This is a genomic window from Metabacillus hrfriensis (assembly GCF_030127205.1).
Classification (GTDB): Bacteria; Bacillota; Bacilli; order Bacillales; family Bacillaceae; genus Bacillus_P; species Bacillus_P dongyingensis.
In genome coordinates, this window is record NZ_CP126116.1 from 633,811 (window position 1) to 650,801 (window position 16,991).

The 16,991-nt window shown below is 42.1% G+C and carries 16 protein-coding genes; 9 read left to right on the forward strand and 7 right to left on the reverse strand.

Features of this window, described 5'->3' with window-relative positions:
• Positions 1-19: 19 nt before the first annotated feature.
• The gene (locus QLQ22_RS03275) at positions 20-166 is read right to left on the reverse strand and encodes a BH0509 family protein (protein ID WP_223439661.1); all 147 of its coding nucleotides are present in this window, start codon (positions 164-166) and stop codon (positions 20-22) included.
• A gap of 269 nt (positions 167-435) precedes the next feature.
• Entirely contained in the window at positions 436-1,596 is a 1,161-nt protein-coding gene (locus QLQ22_RS03280; RefSeq protein WP_223439662.1) for an MFS transporter, read from the reverse strand.
• 107 nt (positions 1,597-1,703) lie between these two features.
• On the opposite strand from QLQ22_RS03280, the gene QLQ22_RS03285 reads away from it, so the two are divergent.
• A complete protein-coding gene (locus tag QLQ22_RS03285) occupies positions 1,704-1,868 on the forward strand; it encodes a hypothetical protein (protein ID WP_423246226.1) in 165 nt (54 codons plus the stop codon).
• An 859-nt stretch (positions 1,869-2,727) separates the two neighbouring features.
• On the opposite strand, the gene QLQ22_RS03290 is transcribed toward QLQ22_RS03285, so the two are convergent.
• Positions 2,728-3,150, reverse strand: a complete 423-nt coding sequence (locus QLQ22_RS03290) for a pyridoxamine 5'-phosphate oxidase family protein (protein ID WP_284015998.1) — start codon at positions 3,148-3,150, stop codon at positions 2,728-2,730.
• 122 nt (positions 3,151-3,272) lie between these two features.
• On the opposite strand from QLQ22_RS03290, the gene cax reads away from it, so the two are divergent.
• The 3 genes from cax to QLQ22_RS03305 all read left to right on the forward strand — a co-directional run bounded on the left by cax (position 3,273) and on the right by QLQ22_RS03305 (position 5,987).
• Positions 3,273-4,325, forward strand: a complete 1,053-nt coding sequence (gene cax / locus QLQ22_RS03295; protein WP_223439668.1) for a calcium/proton exchanger — start codon at positions 3,273-3,275, stop codon at positions 4,323-4,325.
• A gap of 197 nt (positions 4,326-4,522) precedes the next feature.
• Positions 4,523-5,131: a YczE/YyaS/YitT family protein gene (locus QLQ22_RS03300; RefSeq protein WP_223439670.1), complete on the forward strand. Its 609-nt coding sequence runs from the start codon at positions 4,523-4,525 to the stop codon at positions 5,129-5,131.
• A 70-nt stretch (positions 5,132-5,201) separates the two neighbouring features.
• Positions 5,202-5,987, forward strand: coding sequence for a YfkD famly protein (locus QLQ22_RS03305; protein ID WP_223439673.1), 786 nt, complete (start codon positions 5,202-5,204; stop codon positions 5,985-5,987).
• 32 nt (positions 5,988-6,019) lie between these two features.
• Here QLQ22_RS03305 and yfkAB read toward each other — a convergent pair whose 3' ends face one another.
• Positions 6,020-7,147, reverse strand: coding sequence for a radical SAM/CxCxxxxC motif protein YfkAB (gene yfkAB / locus QLQ22_RS03310; protein WP_252208016.1), 1,128 nt, complete (start codon positions 7,145-7,147; stop codon positions 6,020-6,022).
• Positions 7,148-7,288: 141 nt separating this feature from the next.
• Here yfkAB and QLQ22_RS03315 point away from each other — a divergent pair, with 141 nt between their 5' ends.
• The 5 genes from QLQ22_RS03315 to rlmD all read left to right on the forward strand — a co-directional run bounded on the left by QLQ22_RS03315 (position 7,289) and on the right by rlmD (position 12,699).
• The gene (locus QLQ22_RS03315) at positions 7,289-7,480 is read left to right on the forward strand and encodes an SE1561 family protein (RefSeq protein ID WP_223439676.1); all 192 of its coding nucleotides are present in this window, start codon (positions 7,289-7,291) and stop codon (positions 7,478-7,480) included.
• 241 nt (positions 7,481-7,721) lie between these two features.
• Positions 7,722-9,251 carry a fumarate hydratase gene (locus QLQ22_RS03320; RefSeq protein WP_223439679.1) on the forward strand — a complete coding sequence of 510 codons (1,530 nt, stop codon included), beginning with the start codon at positions 7,722-7,724 and terminating at the stop codon, positions 9,249-9,251.
• A 280-nt stretch (positions 9,252-9,531) separates the two neighbouring features.
• On the forward strand, positions 9,532-10,338 hold the full coding sequence (gene pdaA / locus QLQ22_RS03325; protein ID WP_420828854.1) for a delta-lactam-biosynthetic de-N-acetylase: 807 nt from the start codon (positions 9,532-9,534) through the stop codon (positions 10,336-10,338).
• 86 nt (positions 10,339-10,424) lie between these two features.
• The gene (locus QLQ22_RS03330; protein ID WP_284016736.1) at positions 10,425-11,288 is read left to right on the forward strand and encodes a DNA-3-methyladenine glycosylase family protein; all 864 of its coding nucleotides are present in this window, start codon (positions 10,425-10,427) and stop codon (positions 11,286-11,288) included.
• A 16-nt stretch (positions 11,289-11,304) separates the two neighbouring features.
• Positions 11,305-12,699 (forward strand): 23S rRNA (uracil(1939)-C(5))-methyltransferase RlmD, encoded by a 1,395-nt coding sequence (rlmD, locus tag QLQ22_RS03335; protein ID WP_223439683.1) that lies wholly within the window; start codon positions 11,305-11,307, stop codon positions 12,697-12,699.
• 349 nt (positions 12,700-13,048) lie between these two features.
• Here rlmD and QLQ22_RS03340 read toward each other — a convergent pair whose 3' ends face one another.
• From QLQ22_RS03340 to QLQ22_RS03350, 3 genes are read right to left on the reverse strand one after another with little or no spacing between them, the layout of a single operon-like run.
• Complete coding sequence (locus QLQ22_RS03340) at positions 13,049-13,690, reverse strand: DUF1266 domain-containing protein (protein WP_252208019.1); 642 nt, start codon at positions 13,688-13,690, stop codon at positions 13,049-13,051.
• Positions 13,691-13,707: 17 nt separating this feature from the next.
• Positions 13,708-15,174 (reverse strand): J domain-containing protein, encoded by a 1,467-nt coding sequence (locus QLQ22_RS03345; RefSeq protein WP_284015999.1) that lies wholly within the window; start codon positions 15,172-15,174, stop codon positions 13,708-13,710.
• Positions 15,171-16,877 carry a molecular chaperone HscC gene (locus QLQ22_RS03350; protein WP_284016000.1) on the reverse strand — a complete coding sequence of 569 codons (1,707 nt, stop codon included), beginning with the start codon at positions 16,875-16,877 and terminating at the stop codon, positions 15,171-15,173. Before QLQ22_RS03350 ends, QLQ22_RS03345 begins: the two co-directional genes overlap by 4 nt.
• Between the last annotated feature and the right edge of the window lie 114 nt (positions 16,878-16,991).

Here is a 16,991-nt window from a genome sequence, read left to right on the forward strand (position 1 = left end):
TTGGGTTCCGCTTTTTGTATTATTCAGCAAGCTGGATATAACTATGGTATGCCGAAGAATAAATATGCTCGATATCCTCATCAGTCATATACATCAATGTTTCTGTTTCGATATCCTTCATTTTTGCGATAAATTCGATCATGTTTTTGCGCTCTTGTCTTTTCATAATAATAATTCCTCCTGTTATATTATTGTTATGATACAGAATGTATTTGTTAATACTATTATATAACAGACAATTCAAAATGTTCAACCTATATTTTAAAAAAAACGCCAATTTTTTAGAGATTAGGGAGTATGCAATTTTTGCGCTTACATGTCTGGCTCCATCGCCTAACTCCTCGGCCAGAAAGGATCCGCCAGTAAAGGCAAAAAGCGCCTTTTCTGACGGATCCTTATCTGTCTTTCGGAGCTAAACAGGCGCTTGCGCTTTTCTTAATTATTGGCGGTTTTATAAGCAGGCTGTTTAAAGAAAGCGGTCGTTATGAAAATAAGGAGTAAAATAAAGCTGACTACATGAAAAAAATTAGCCGATGCCACATGCTCAATATATAATCCGCCTAAAAAAGGACCGGATATGCTTCCGATGCTGAAAAAGATGCCGCACAGCAGGTTTCCTGCAGGAAGCAGGTTTTTAGGAAGCAGATCAGCCATAAAGCTGATGCCAAGCGAAAAAGTGGACCCAACAAGCATGCCAGCTGTAAAGAAACAGATAACGAGCGGAATGAGTGTGTCTGCAAAGCTTGCGGCCATAAAACTAATAAATCCAAACAGCATGACGAACAAAATGGTATTTCTTCTTCCGAATCGGTCGCTGATGATCCCGAGAGGAAGCTGAAAAACAATGGCTCCGATGGCAAAGGAAGATAAGATAATGGAAACAGATGAGACATCTAATCCTGTCCGAAGCGCATAGACAGGGTAATTTCCGTTAAGAGAGGCTTCCAAAAAGCCATATCCGAACGTAGGAAGAAATGCAACCCATGCAAGCTTTGATGCTTTTGCAAAGCGTTTTGCCGTCCCAAAAAATGAAGTCGATCCCATGTCTTGTTCAGGAAAATCATTCTTCAGAAAAAAGACGAAGGCCCATGCGATTAAACTAATGCTGCCAGAAAGAATAAAAGGCAGGCTTGGGCTTATTTCAGCAAGCGGAACCATAAGCGGCCCTGCTGCAAAGCCAAGTCCAAAAAACAGTCCATAAAGAGAGATATTGCGTCCGCGTTTTTCCTCAGAAGAGATGGATGTAATCCATGTTTGCGTTGAAAAATGGAGCATGTGATCACCTACACCAATTAAAAGCCTGAGTAAAAACCAGAACCAGAATGACTGAATCCAAAGAAAACCAAACAAGCTGAGAGCAACCATGATTCCTCCAACTAAAATCAGAGGCTTAAAGCCAAACCTCTTCAATGGCCCTTCCATAAAAGGAGAAGCAATCAAAACACCTATGTAGAGCCCTGTGGCATGCAATCCATTGACAGATGATGAGTATCCTTCCTGCTCAAAGATGATGGCGATTAATGGGAGAAGCATTCCCTGTGAAAAACCTGAAATAGCGACAATACTGACGAGGATAGCGAATTTGAATTTCGGCATAATCTTGACTCCTTACTCTATTTTCCATCCTGAATGTTACACTCATTATTCAAAGCAGACAAGAAAAATTGCATTTCCTTTTTGGGTATGATGGGAGAAAGAAAGGGATGGTGACAGTGAAATTTAAAATGAGGGAAGCAGGATTCAGCGCAAATTTTGAATACGGGGAACTGCATGCTGCAGGAAATAAAAAATATGGTTTTCGTCCCTATCAGCTTATGGTTTCGTCAATTGCCGTTTGCAGCGGCCGGAGTGCTCAGGGGAATTCTTGAAAAGAAAAGATTAGCTGCAGAGGACATCACGAAAAGAAACGAAAATCCAGTAGCACCAGTACCCAAATTCAGGGTTGAGCCAGAAAAGAGGAATCATACGCACTCAATGAGTACCCAAATTCAGGGTTGAGCCAGAAAAGAGGAATCATACGCAAGCAATGAGTACCCAAATTCAGGGTTGAGCCAGAAAAGGGGAATCATACGCACTTAATGACAGAAAAGAGGAATCATACACACTCAATGAGTACCCAAATTCAGGGTTGAGCCAGAAAAGAGGAATCATACGCACTCAATGAGTACCCAAATTCAGGATTGAGGCAGAAAAGGGGAAACATATGCACTCAATGAGTACTCAAATTCAGGGGTGAGCCAGAAAAGAGGAAACATACGCACTCAATGAGTACTCAAATTCAGGGGTGAGCCAGAAAAGAGGAATCATACGCAAGCAATGAGTACCCAAATTCAGAGTTGAGCCAGAAAAGGGGAAACATACGCACTCAATGAGTACCCAAATTCAGGGGTGAGCCAGAAAAGGGGAATCATACGCACTCAATGAGTACCCAAATTCAGGGTTGAGCCAGAAAAGAGGAATCACACGCAAGCAATGAGTACCCAAATTCAGGGGTGAGCCAGAAAAGAGGAATCATACGCACTTAATAAGTAGTACGCCCGTAGCACCCGTTGCGAGCGAAACGGATCTTGAGCATTGCCCTTCATTTTGTCATTTAGGGTAATGACCTTCCCGTGAAGAAAATAGAGCAGTCCATTAAGCTTGCCAGTGCGATCGGTGAAAGTCAGCAAAATTACTTAAAACCTTAGAAATTAAAAAATGAGACTGTGCATATCGCACAGTCTCATTTTAAAGTTCGATGATTTCAGGTTCGCTTCCCGCTTTTTGATAATACCTGATTGATTTAGGTGTTATTTTTAAAAGTAAGTAGTTTGGATCGTCTGGTCCGGAAATCCACTCTTTTAACTCCCCGTTCCAGAATTTTTCTTTTAATTCGGCAGATTCTTCTACAGAAGCACTGCCTTCTATTTCTGCATAATCATTTTTCCAGGCGTCGCCATTAAAGCCAAGAAGAACATGAACGCTTGGATTGTTTTCAATATCTTCTGCCTTGTGGGTATCTTTGTTTGTAGCTGTATATAAAGTTAGTCCATCGTGGAAAAACAGCATGAACCTCGAAAATGGTTTGTTTTGACGGATTGTGGCAAGTGTGCCGATTTTATGTTCTTTGAACATTTGCAGAACTTTTTCTTTAGGTTCACTCATATTCATTCACTCCTTTCATATCTTTCATTAATCTGCATCAAATGCGTCTTTTCATACGCAGCAAAAGCGTGTGGTTTAATTTTTCGCGAAATAGAGAAAGAATAAGTAGAAGAAAGGGTGAGAATGAAATGAATCGAATCTTTTTTATTGTTGTAATGGCAGGTGTTCCTCTATCTGTTATAGGGAGTCTAATGCACTGGCCGCAGATCCTCATGTTTGCCATTTATTGTATTACTATTATTGCTCTTGCCGGCTATATGGGAAGAGCCACAGAAAGCCTGGCAATCGTGACAGGTCCACGAATAGGCGGACTGCTTAATGCTACGTTTGGAAATGCTGTTGAGCTCATCATCTCTATTTTTGCATTAAAGGCAGGTTTAATTGGAGTGGTGCTTGCCTCATTAACAGGCTCTGTTCTTGGAAATTTGCTTCTTGTAGCCGGCCTTTCGTTTTTCGTAGGCGGATTAAAGTTTAAAAGGCAGGAGTTTAATGTATACGACGCGAGGCATAATTCTGGTCTATTAATTTTCGCTGTTGTTGTGGCATTTGTGATCCCTGAAATTTTTGCAATGGACATGGATGAGACAAAAACGTTAAACTTAAGTATAGGCATTTCAGTTATTTTAATTATTTTATATTTAGCAGCCTTATTCTTTAAGCTTGTTACTCACCGCGGTGTTTATCAGCATAAAACAGATGAAATCGAAGATCACGAGAAGCCTGAATGGACTGCTAAAAAAGCATTGTTTATTCTGTTGCTTGCAACAATTGCAGTAGCTTACGTTTCGGAGAATCTCGTACATACATTTGAGGCTGTTGGCGAGAGCTTCGGCTGGAGTGAACTCTTCATCGGGGTCATTATCGTTGCAATTGTCGGTAATGCTGCTGAGCATGCATCAGCAATCATTATGGCCTATAAAAATAAAATGAATATAGCAGTTGAGATAGCGGTAGGGTCCACACTGCAGATCGCCATGTTTGTAGCACCGCTTCTGGTCCTGATTTCCTTAATGTTCACAAAAAAAATGCCGCTTGTCTTTACAGTGCCGGAATTGATTTCAATGGTAACGGCCGTTCTGCTGACCATTTCCATTACGAATGATGGGGACACCAACTGGTTTGAAGGGGCAACCCTTCTGGCAGCTTACTTGATCATGGGCATTGGTTTTTATCTTTTGTGAAAAAAAAAGGGACTCTGTGCAAAGCACAGAGTCATTTTTACGTGTAGGACGAAACAATTAGTAAGAAGCTAACCCTCATGAAATCATGTGAGTTATTATAAATGTAGCATGTTATTTAAAAAATGTAAATATTCAGTTTTTAAATTCTCTGCTGCTAAAGAAGGACATACATATAGAGAGAAAAGGGGATGGAGAGCATGATTTATCGATTGGGCTTTTTTGTAATCGGTTTATTTGTTTTGGCATTTGGTGTGACACTGACGATTAAAGCAAACCTGGGAGCTGGAGCATGGGATGCATTAAATGTGGGATTAACCGATCAAATCGGCTTAACAGTCGGCAGCTGGATTTTTATTGTGGGAATCATAATTATTTTGTTAAACGCTGTTCTTATGAGAGAAGCTCCAAAGGTACTCGGCGTCTTTACCATTTTATTGATCGGCTTTTTTGTTGATTTTTGGATGCTTTCTATTTTTCAGGATATCATCATACAAAATCTATTTTTTAAAGCAGTCATTTTATTTTTAGGGATTTTATTAATAGCAATTGGAGTTTCTATTTATCTTCAAACAAGCTTCCCTGCAAATCCGATTGACCAGCTCATGCTGACGCTGCATCAGAAGTTTGGACTGAGTCTGATGGCTGCAAAGACGATTGGTGAAGTGGGTGCGCTTGTTCTTGCTCTGTTATTTGCAGGTCCTATTGGCCTTGGAACAATCATTATTACATTCGGAATCGGACCGCTGATTCAGCTGTGCAATCCTCCTGTAAACGCGGTAATTGGAAAATGGATGGCGAAAACTTAGTTAAAATATTGGATAAAGAAGTAAGAGCTTGAAAACAATAATTGTAAAGCAACCGAAAGGGGTTTAGGAAATGAGAAAATGGATGCTCGTTTCAATGGCTTTGCTCTTATCAATTAGTTTTTCAAGCTCTGTTCTTGCGGCGAACAAAGCAAGGGTGCCAAGCTCTGTTCTGGATATCTCCAAGGAGAATACGTATCCGAACCCAACTCAGGATCTGCCGTATCTTCAGCCGAGTGAATTTGCTCAAAGCCTGATTGAAACGTCTAAAATTCCGATTGAAAATCCTAATTTAATCCGTCTCTTGAATGAATCATCAATCTCTGATAATCCGCTGTCAATCGGATACAGAGCAACGATTTTCCTCGGGCAATGGGCATTAAATTATGAATCAAGCGAAACCGCTGTTAACTGGGAGTTCCAGAAAATCAATACAAATTTCTTTGATAACCGCGGCGGCAAGGCAACAACTCAAATTCATTATAAGCAAGAATCCCAAAAGCAGGTAAAAGGCGGATTAACTGCTCATATTCCCAGTGAAGATGATGTAAAAAAAATGATGCTCTTAAAGGCGATGAAAAAGACAAACCTGCCTTTATCATTTCAGACAATCATCGGAACAGGGTCAAAAAAAGAACAGATCTATAACATCCCGCCAAAAAGAATCGGATATTTAAATGCATACGCACCGGCAGTCAATGAAAAGGGCAAAGTAACATATGGCGAAGTCTACTTAGTGTTAAAAGGAAATAAAAGAAGAATTTCTGTTCAAAATGTGACATCCCAGGGAATAGGGGCCTGGATTCCTGTTCAGGATCATGCATCTTTCGGATTTACCGTTTCAGAACAACCGAGATAAACAAAAAAGCGAGCCTTAAACGGCTCGCTTTTTTATATGAAGGATTTCCTTTTTTGAAAATCTATATCCTGATAATAACTATTTTTCACTAAAAGGTTTGGACCAAGACATGAAACAGCCGGGCAATGGCAGTTAAGCTCGCGGGCAAGCTTAGATTCATTCCAGCGGTCATAGGCGGATTGGAGCGTATCATTTTGAATGTTGCCAAGCTCAGGCGTATCTCCAAAGTCTGTCACAATGATGTCCCCATTGAAAATATTGACATTAAGCCTTGAACGGCCGTCAGGATCATTGCGCACTGTTACGTTTTTACTTTCCCGAAGTCGTCTAATGAGCTTTATATCTTCTTCTTCCTCACTGCAAGCGTAAAAGGGCAGTGTGCCAAAAAGCATCCATACATCTTCATTTCGTATATCAAGCAGCTGATGAATAGCTGCTCTGACTTCATTTAAAGTAAGTGTCTCAAGGGCACTTGCGAAATCTGAGGGATACATTGGATGAATTTCATGACGCTGGCATTTCATATCATTCACGATTTGCTCGTGAATTTTTTCAATATGAGGCAATGTACGCTTATTCAGCATCGTTTCTGCAGAGACCATAATTCCTGCATCTACAAGGGCACGGCTGTTTTCAATCATACGATCAAAATAAGCAGTGCGCTGTTCATAAGTTGGCTTCCTGTCCATCATCGCAAATCCGCCTTCTGCGAAATCATCGAGCGTTCCCCAGTTATGAGAGATATGTAAAACGTCCAGGTATGGAGCGATTTTTTCATAACGCGCCAAATCAAGCGTCAAATTAGAGTTTATTTGCGTACGAACTCCCCGTTCGCGGGCATACTTTAGTAAAGGAAGCACATAATTGTCTACTGACTTAAGCGACATCATTGGTTCTCCGCCTGTAATGCTGATTGACCTGAGCGTTTCTGCTTCGTCCAGCCTTTTTAGGATTAAATCAATCGGCAATGCTAACGGATCTTTCGGGGAGAGTGTATAGCCTACAGCACAATGCTCACAGCGCATGTTGCATAGAGTCGTTGTCGTAAATTCAACATTTGTTAAGGTTAATTTACCATATTGCTTTATATCTAAATAAGCCTCCCACGGATCATAAGAAGGTGTAATGGGCTGCAGTATATTTCCAGCTGATGCATTCATTCATAAAACTCCTTTTTCAAGTTCACATAGAGAACATTCTATCATGAACATCATATTTTGGAATACCTTCTCCGATTGTACTGTTGTCAAAGAAGGACGAATAAGCTACGATATCACTATCAGTGAAAGGAGAGATACATCTTGGGCAACGCCGTTCATGATAAAGACTCACAGTTAAAATATTTAAAAACACGCTTAAATATGTTTATGAATGTCATCGATTCAATGGATCCTGAGTCAACAGACGTCGAGGATATTGATCGTTTAATTAAAATGCTTGATGAGCTTGAAGTGAAGCAGGAACAGTTTAAAAAGGACTGGGATAAAAAATAGAGGGAATCAGCTGCTGAGGCAGCTGTTTTTTTTATGTAATTACAAGTAAAATCAGGTGATGATTGGTAAAAGCTTTATGCGAGTAAAAAGAACATTTTGGAAAGTAATGAATATCCCCTTGTAAAAGTTTTTCGGGTAAATTCTTTCCAGGCTGTAAGCCTTTCCAACTAAAACGCAAAGGAGTATAATAAAAATTGAATGAAATTGACCGAATACTATAGACAATAAGGGGAGAAACAGGATGGAAAATTTTTATCAAAGCATGTACAACTTAATTGTCGAGACATCTACAAACCTTCCTAAGGATGTCCGCCGTGCAATCTTGAAAGCAAAAATGAAAGAGAATGCAGGTACGCGCGCTGCATTGTCTCTTGCGACTATTTCTGAAAATATCAAAATGGCGGATGAAAATGTATCGCCAATTTGTCAGGATACAGGACTTCCGACTTTCAAACTGAAAGTTCCCGTTGGTGCTAATCAGCTTCAAATGAAAGAAGAGATCAAACGCGCCATTGCTCAAGCGACAAAAGACGGAAAGCTTCGTCCAAACTCAGTGGATTCGTTAACCGGTGAGAACAGCGGAGATAATCTTGGATATGGCACACCCGTCATTAAATTTGAGCAATGGGAAAAAGACTATATTGATGCCCGTTTAATTTTAAAAGGCGGCGGCTGTGAAAATAAAAATATTCAATACAGTCTGCCGTGCGAGCTTGATGGACTTGGAAAAGCTGGCCGGGACTTGGACGGCATCCGCAAATGCATTCTTCATTCTGTTTATCAGGCACAAGGACAAGGCTGCAGTGCAGGGTTCATTGGAGTGGGAATTGGCGGAGACCGCACTTCCGGCTATGAGCTTGCAAAAGAACAGCTTTTCAGAAGTTCAGAAGACGTCAATTCAAACCCGGATCTTCAAAAACTTGAAGAGTATATTGTGGAAAAAGCCAATCAGCTCGGAATAGGCACAATGGGCTTTGGCGGGGAAGCTACTCTTTTAGGGTGCAAAGTTGGAGTGATGAACCGGATTCCTGCCAGCTTCTTTGTATCTGTTGCATATAATTGCTGGGCATATCGCCGTTTAGGGGTAAACATTGATGCTGCAAGCGGTGAAATTCAAAATTGGCTGTACCAAGAGGGCGAGATGCCAAACTTGAATGATGCAGATCAAACGGATGAAGCACCGGATTCACGTGAAGTTGTTCTGGAAGCGCCAATTACAGAAGAAAAAATCCGTGAATTAAAAGTTGGCGATGTTGTTCATATCAATGGAATGATGTACACGGGCCGCGACGCGATTCACAAATACTTATCTGACAATGACGCCCCGGTCGATCTTGAAGGTCAAATTATCTACCATTGCGGTCCAGTTATGCTGAAGGATGAAGATGGGAATTGGCACGTGAAGGCTGCCGGGCCGACAACAAGTATTCGTGAGGAGCCTTATCAGGGCGATATCATGAAAAAATTCGGTATTCGCGCAGTCATTGGAAAAGGCGGCATGGGGCCAAAAACGCTGAAAGCCCTTAATGAACATGGAGGAGTCTATCTGAATGCGATTGGCGGAGCCGCACAATACTATGCAGATTGCATTAAATCAGTTGAAGGTGTTGATCTTATGCAGTTTGGCATTCCAGAAGCGATGTGGCACCTGAAGGTTGAAGGATTTACCGCGGTAGTCACAATGGACTCACATGGCAACAGCCTGCATGCAGATGTTGATCAGTCCTCTCTTGAAAAGCTTTCACAATTCAAAGAACCTGTTTTCAGTTAAGGCGAAGCCGGATTATTCCGGCTTTTTTTATTAAAATAATAAGAGAAACTTGGCTAAAAAGACAAAATGACGAGGAAGTATTTAGTGAAAATCAAAAAAATTACATCCGTAATTAAACTCAAAAACCCGCTAAATTAATGGTGATTTTCGCAATAATAAACCTATGGACTTTCTTGAAAAACTCTTCGCAGTTCCTTCCCATATGTTACCTGCTAAAAAACAGTATGTAATTTATGCTCTTTCCGACACTATAGATAGAAACTATGTCAGGGGAGCGATTATTTTGAGATACTGTTGCGCTATTTTAAGCGTTCTGCTGTTTTTATCATTCGGAATTCATGAAGCAAAAGCGTCTGTCTCTAACCAGCCGATCAACTGGGGCTTTGAAAAAAGCAAAAATCACAAATCTGCAAATCCCGGTTTGCCGATGGAGAAGCTGCTGAATAAATATGATTCTTTTTTTATGGGTGACCCAACTCAAAAATATATTTACTTAACATTTGATAATGGTTACGAAAACGGCTATACAGGAAAAGTCCTTGATGTGCTGAAAAAAAGAAAAGTACCTGCCGCTTTTTTTGTAACAGGTCATTATTTGCTCGATCAGCCGCAGCTTGTCAAGCGTATGGCTGATGAAGGCCATATCGTTGGAAACCATTCATGGCATCACCCGGACTTAACAAAAGTCAGTGATGAACGATTTAAGAAAGAGCTGGACTCGGTAAGACTGAAAACGGAGCAGTTAACAGGCTACCATGGCATCAATTATTTGCGCCCGCCAAGAGGTGTTTTCAGTGAACGGGTTCTGTCTTTATCAAGAGAACTTGGCTATCAGCCGGTATTCTGGTCGCTTGCCTTTGTCGACTGGCATACGAATGCACAAAAAGGCTGGAGATACTCATATGATCAAATCATGACTCAAATTCACCCAGGATGTATTCTTTTGCTGCATACTGTCTCAAAAGATAATGCAGAAGCACTTGACCGTGCGATAGATGATTTAACAAAACAAGGCTATATCTTTAAAAGCCTTGATGATCTGATGATTGACCGAACATTTCACCAGAAATTCCTTTACTCCCTTTGACCTATGCTCGGAGGGAGTTTTGCGTTTCCCGCTTGTGTATTCATGGTATAATACACAGTATCAAAAATAAGGGATTTGAGATGACTATGTGGGAAGAACGTATACGTATAGAACCTCCATATGATTTTGACCGTGTGCTCGATCGTTTATCCATGGATCCGCTTCATCATGTTCGTTTAGAGGAGCGTGAGGTTTCTATACCTCTCCGAAACCAGAACAATGATCCATTTGTTGTAACCGTAAAAGGAATGGGGACAAAAACGGCTCCTGAATTTCTTCTCAGCGGCAAATCGGATAAAGACTTTGCAATAAAAGAAACGATGCGTATTTTTCAGTGGGATTTTTCTTTAGTTGATGTTCAAACACATTTTCGTTCTACAAACATTGCAGAAATATTCGAAGCGCATGACGGGACGCCGATCGTCCTTGAATTTAGTCTTTACGGCTGTCTGATGAAGTGCATTATTCATCAGCAGCTCAACCTGAAATTCGCCCATACACTGACAGAACGTTTTGTTCATACATTCGGTGAGAAGATTGACGGTGTATGGTTTTACCCGGCTCCTGAAAAAGTGGCTCAACTTGATTACAGTGATTTAAGGGAGCTTCAGTTCAGCGGCCGCAAAGCGGAGTATGTGATTGATACATCAAAGCTTATAGCTGAAGGCAAAATAAACCTTGAAGAACTTCAGAATATGGAAGATGCAGCTATTCTTAAGGAACTTGTAAAAATACGCGGTGTAGGTCCCTGGACAGTCCAGAATCTGCTTTTATTCGGACTCGGCCGTCCAAACCTTTTTCCGTTTGCAGATATAGGTATACAAAATGCATTAAAAAAGCATTTTCAGCTTGAACGGAAACCAACCTTTGAAGAAATGGAAATCCTAAGCAAAGAGTGGTCACCTTATTTAAGCTATGCATCTCTTTATTTATGGAGAAGCATTGAATAGAAATGGAGCGGCAAACATGAAGAACAATCAGAAAAACATCGGAATTACCCTTGAAAAAGGACAGACTTTTCCACTTACAATAAAAAGACTCGGCATTAATGGAGAAGGGGTAGGCTACTTTAAAAAACAAGTTGTTTTTGTGCCAGGCGCCCTTCCGAACGAGGAAGTTGTCGTAGAAGCAACGAACATCGGACAGAAATTTGCAGAAGGCAAGATCAAGAAAATCAGAAAGGCATCTCCTCACAGGGTAGATGCGCCGTGTCCGATTTATCATGAGTGCGGGGGCTGCCAGCTTCAGCATTTTTCCTATGAACAGCAATTAAAAGAAAAGAGAGACATTATTGTTCAGGCAATGGAGCGGTATTCAGGACTTGATCTGGGCAAAGTTGAAATCAGACAAACAATCGGCATGGATGATCCCTGGAACTACCGGAATAAAAGCCAGTTCCAGACTGGTTTGCGAAACGGAAAAGTCATTGCCGGCCTATACAGTAAAAACTCTCATCATCTTGTAAATATTGATCACTGTATTGTACAGCATGAAGCAACAAATAAAGCGACTCAAACAGTAAAGCAGATTTTACAGGATTTGAAGGTCTCAATTTACGATGAACGTAAGCGCAAAGGAATCGTACGTACGATTGTCAGCAGAATCGGCTTTACAAGCGGTGAGGTACAGATTGTTTTGATCACATCACAGGAGAATCTTCCTCGCAAAGAACTGATTGTCAGTGAAATTCAGAAGCGTCTTCCTGAAGTGAAATCCATCATGCAAAATGTGAACGGTGAAAAAACGTCATTGATCTTCGGAGAGAAAACCATTCACTTAGAAGGAGAAGAAGTGATTCAAGAGGAATTGGGCGATCTTTCTTTCGAGTTGTCAGCTCGGGCATTTTTCCAATTGAATCCTGTTCAGACTGTCAAGCTGTATGATGAAGTGAAAAAAGCTGCACAGCTTACAGGTTCTGAAAAAGTAGTTGATGCATATTGCGGAGTCGGCACCATTGGCATGTGGCTCTCAAAGGGTGCAAAGGAAATCAGGGGAATGGATACAATCGCAGACTCCATTGCAGACGCGAAGAAAAATGCAAAGAAGCATGGAGTTAAAAATGCAACTTATGTAAAAGGAACGGCTGAGCACTGGCTCCCAAAATGGCTCGGCGAAGGCTGGCGCCCCGACGCAGTCGTTGTCGACCCGCCAAGAACAGGCTGCGACCAAAAGCTGCTTGGTGCGATTCTTAAGGTGAAACCAAAGAAGTTTATTTATGTATCATGTAATCCGTCTACATTGGCTAAAGATATTAAGACACTTTCGAAGGCGTATAAGGTTGAATATATTCAGCCTGTGGATATGTTTCCGCATACTGCGCATGTGGAGTGTGTGGTGAGGTTTGTTTTGAAAAGTAAATAGTCAGAGTGAAGTATAAATTTAGTGAGAGAAATAGAAATTATTTCTCTCTATTTTTTTGTTTTATAGCTTAAAGATACATATGGCGATTGATTGATGTGGTATTATTTGGATAGTGAATGCGGATGAATCAGGGAGTTGTATAAATGTAACTATAGAACGTTTTCAAAAAATATAAACACCATTTGGATTAAAGATTAAGCTTGAGTGTGAAAATGAACCTTGCTGCCTGGGCAGCTGATTGAAAGCGGTAAGACTATTCCTTCTAAAACAACGCACAAAACAAAACCCAGGAATGCTCTTTGCGTTCCTGGGTTTTACTTCAATTCTTCCTCTCAAAAAGATCTTCTTATTAAGAGAAACTAGTCTCAAACTCAATCTTCCTAAACGGACTGTGTTTGGATGCCATCAGTTTAATCAAAGTGTTTTTCTGGAAGTTCAAGTATTTTTCCTGATCGTCTGTACTTTTCTGGACAAATTCTGCTCCTGCTGTGCAGGCGGTCAGGTACTCGCTCCAGCTTGTGTACATGGTCTGGGCAAGTCTGACTGCCCGGATTTCGTAGGATTGTGCTTCTTTCTGGGTAAGGAGGCCTGTCCTTTGTGCGTGCTTTGTGAGCAAAAGCGCACTGGAGAGATCGAATGCTCCGATGCTGTGCTCATTTAAGCGATGCATGTACTTCTTCACGGCAGAGAGCTTGGCAATGAGCGTTTCATCTTCGCCGATGGAAAGCAGCTCTTTGGCCTCAGCCTCTGAGAGGAAAAGGAGGGAGCTTTGCAGGACGTAAAATTCTCTTCTGTTTCCCGTTGTTAAAAACCACTCCAGTCTGTCCTGGGCGGTGTTTTTGTCTGTGATTTCATACTGTTTCAGATGTTTTCTGGCTGTGCGCTTGCTGAATGGAACCTCTGAAAGATAGAGAGAGTAGTAGAAAGTGTAATATCCAATCATACACAGGGGTGCCAGTGTGTTCACATATTTTTTCTGTTTTCGGTTCATACGGCTGCTCCTCCTTTCTATAAGAACGTTTTTCGGACGCGGTTCCATTCTTTTAACAGGGTTATGACGGTTATTGTCCATATCATCGTCCAGAACAGCGGTGTTAATGTGTACTCGAAATAAAAAGAAAGAACCGTGTATTTAAAAATAGAAAAGAGGGCGACAATGACCACCCAGACTGGATTTGACTGCCATTCTTCTCCTAGAGCAAGAAGCCTGTTATGACTCACCATTAAAAAGCTGAGAGCAAAAATCATCTTCCATTTCAAATGACAGCCCAGAAAAGCAGTCAGCTTTTGGCTGAACGTGTCAGGTCTGACATCTTTTTTAATTTCTTTCTTCGTCAGGGGCTTTCGCTTAAAGCTGTTTCTGAGAAGGAAATCATTGATCTTAGCCAGGTAAACAACTGTCTCTGCATCTTTGCCCTGAATGCTCTCTAGATGCCTAAACTGTTCACGGGCTTTCTGCCATTCCTCGGTTTCTAAATAGATTCTGCCTAAAAGACTGATGGCATCCGGGTCATCCGGATGATCAGAAAGGAACTTGAGGAAGTCCTGCTCCGCTTCTTCCAGTTTGCCGGCTTTATGCAGCAGCTTTGCAAGCAGCGTGCGGTTCTTAGTGTTTTCAGGCTGGAGCGTGCATGCTTTTTTTAAAGCAGCAGCAGCTTCTTCAAACCGGCCGATTCGTTCGAAAATCATTCCGGCTATTGTCTGCAGATGCGGGTCATCCTGAAAAATGGACAGGGCGGTCTTCAAATACGCTTCCGCTTCTTCCAGCCGATTTTCAAGGAGTTCATCAAGTGCTTTTTCCCGGTTCATCAGATAAAGATCATAGGGAATGTTCTCTATATGTAATAATGCTTGATACGAAAGAGATGGATAGAGTCCAGTGTTGTCGTTCAGACGCCGCAGAAATGCCTCAGTTTCTTCCTCACCGAGAAGGTACGGATCCTCCCGAAGCAAGTCAATCCATTGGAACGTGTCTTCAAGCAGTTTCCAGATGTAGTCAGGAAGATACGGGTTCAGTTGAAGAAAAGTCAGAAGCCGTTCACTTAGATAGTCTCTTTGCTCCAAATCCCACAGAGCATCATCATTCAGGAGCTCAAGCCATTTCTCTCTGTTAATACGTGAGGGGAAATCCTGATAGAGCTTCTCAACTTTCTCCATAAACAAATCGATAGATGCTTGGGGATCTGCTTCTGTCTCGTGCCATTCCGGAAAAGGAAAATGAGAGGAGATGAAAGGGGCAGGCTCCTCTATTGGTACGGTGACAGTCTCTTTGTAGACACTTTCCTCGCTTGTCTGGAAATTCCGGGCTATTCTTTTTCTTTCTTTTTTTACAGTTTCAAAGGCCTCCCGCAGCCTCTGATAGCCTTCAGGATCGTCTTCAGGGTGATGGATTTTGAGCTTTGCCGAATAGGCTTTTTTAATAACAGTGAGGTCGTCAGTCGGTTCGACTCCTAGAATATTCCATGCTGAATTCATCGCTGTCTGCTCCAGTTTTCCATCTCTTCGAGGATCTCTTTTAACCGTGCTGCTGCTGCGCGGATTTTCTGATCATCCTGTGAGGCGAGGATGTGTTCAAACTGTTCAAGGGCAGCGGCTGCAGCTTCCCGTTCGCGTCCGAGCGTTTCTTCATATAATCGTTCGCCTCTTGCGAGAAGGAGCCTGTTTTCTGTGCGGTCTCTCGGATGGATTTTGAGGGCCTTCAGCTCCTCCATTCTCTTTTCCATTTCAAGAGGGGTCATGCTTCCTGCGTTTTTTTCAATCATCATTTTCTGTTTGCGGCCGGTGCTGATGGTTGTGACCTCAACTTCAAGCAGCCCGTTAATGTCGTATGTATAGCGCACATCGACGGATTCCTCTCCTGCAGGCGCTTTTGGGATCTGAACAGTCAGTTCGCCGATCTTCAAATTGTTTTCAACGCGTCTGCTTTCTCCCTGATAGATGTCAATGACAATCCGGTTCTGGTTGTCCCGGATGGTGTACAGGCGCTCCACTCTGCTGACAGGAATCGGCGTATTCCGCTCTATAATCGGAAGAAAATAGCCGGAAGTATATGAGTCAGCATCATGCTGCTTCACGACGTCTGTTCCAAGTGAAAAGGGGCAGACATCTGTAAGAATCAGCTCGTCCACGGCTTCATTTCGTTCCTTCAGGGCTACCTGAACCGCTGTTCCAAGAGCTACTGCTTCATCAGGATGAATCGTAAGAAAAGGAAGTTTGCCGAAAATCTTTGTCACAATGCCTTTGATCATAGGCAGTCTTGTGGCTCCGCCAATTAGGATGACCGCATCAATCTCGTCCGTCTGCAAATCGGCATCCCGCAGCGCGCGCTCAATCGGATTCCGTAATTTCAGCATGAGCGGCTGGGACATTTTTTCAAAGGAGGACCTGTCCACACTGGATGAATACTCCTGTCCGTTGTGATGGAGTACCATATGGCCCCGCTGATGATGGCTGCCAAGCTCCCGTTTGCATGCTTCTGCCTGTTTAAACAGAACAGATTGTGCCCGTGCATCCAGGTCATCTGCCGCAAGCTTATGTTCGTTCAGAAAATAATGCATGAGCAGGTTCGTAAAATCCTCGCCTCCGAGAAAGTTGTCCCCCGCAATGGACTTAACCTCCATTACCCCTTCGAAAAGCTCGAGAATCGATACATCAAAGGTTCCGCCGCCGAGGTCAAATACGAGGAAGCGGGTATCCTCATTCTGCTGGTGAAAGCCGTATGCGATGGCAGCAGCGGTTGGTTCGCTGATCAGACGGTCGACCGTAAGTCCGGCAAGCTCGGCTGCACGCTTTGTCGCTTTCCTCTGCTGGTCATTAAAATAAGCCGGAACACTAATAACTGCATGCGTGATTTCTTCCTGCAGGAAAACTTCTGCATCTCTTTTTAAAGACTGTAGAACAAAAGAGGACAATTCCTCCGGAGATAAATGATAGGTTCCAAGATGATAGGTTTTAGCCGAACCCATATAACGCTTAAAAGCAGATGCTGTGAGGTGAGGATGTGAAATCTGACGTTCTTTTGCAATTTCGCCGACGAGGATTTCGCCGTTATCATCAATGCTGACAATGGATGGAGTCAAATTGCTTCCGAGTATGTTGGGAATAATCTTCGGTCCTTCTTCAGACCAAAACGCTGCAAGGCTGTTGGATGTTCCAAGGTCTATGCCAATGACGGTCATTCTGTTCTCTCCTCTATGAAAAGTTCTTTTTATGGAGTCTATTATATAAGCTAGAACAGAAAATTTAAATCAATAACTGGTAATTTTCAGGATGTTCTTACCGCTAGAAAGTTC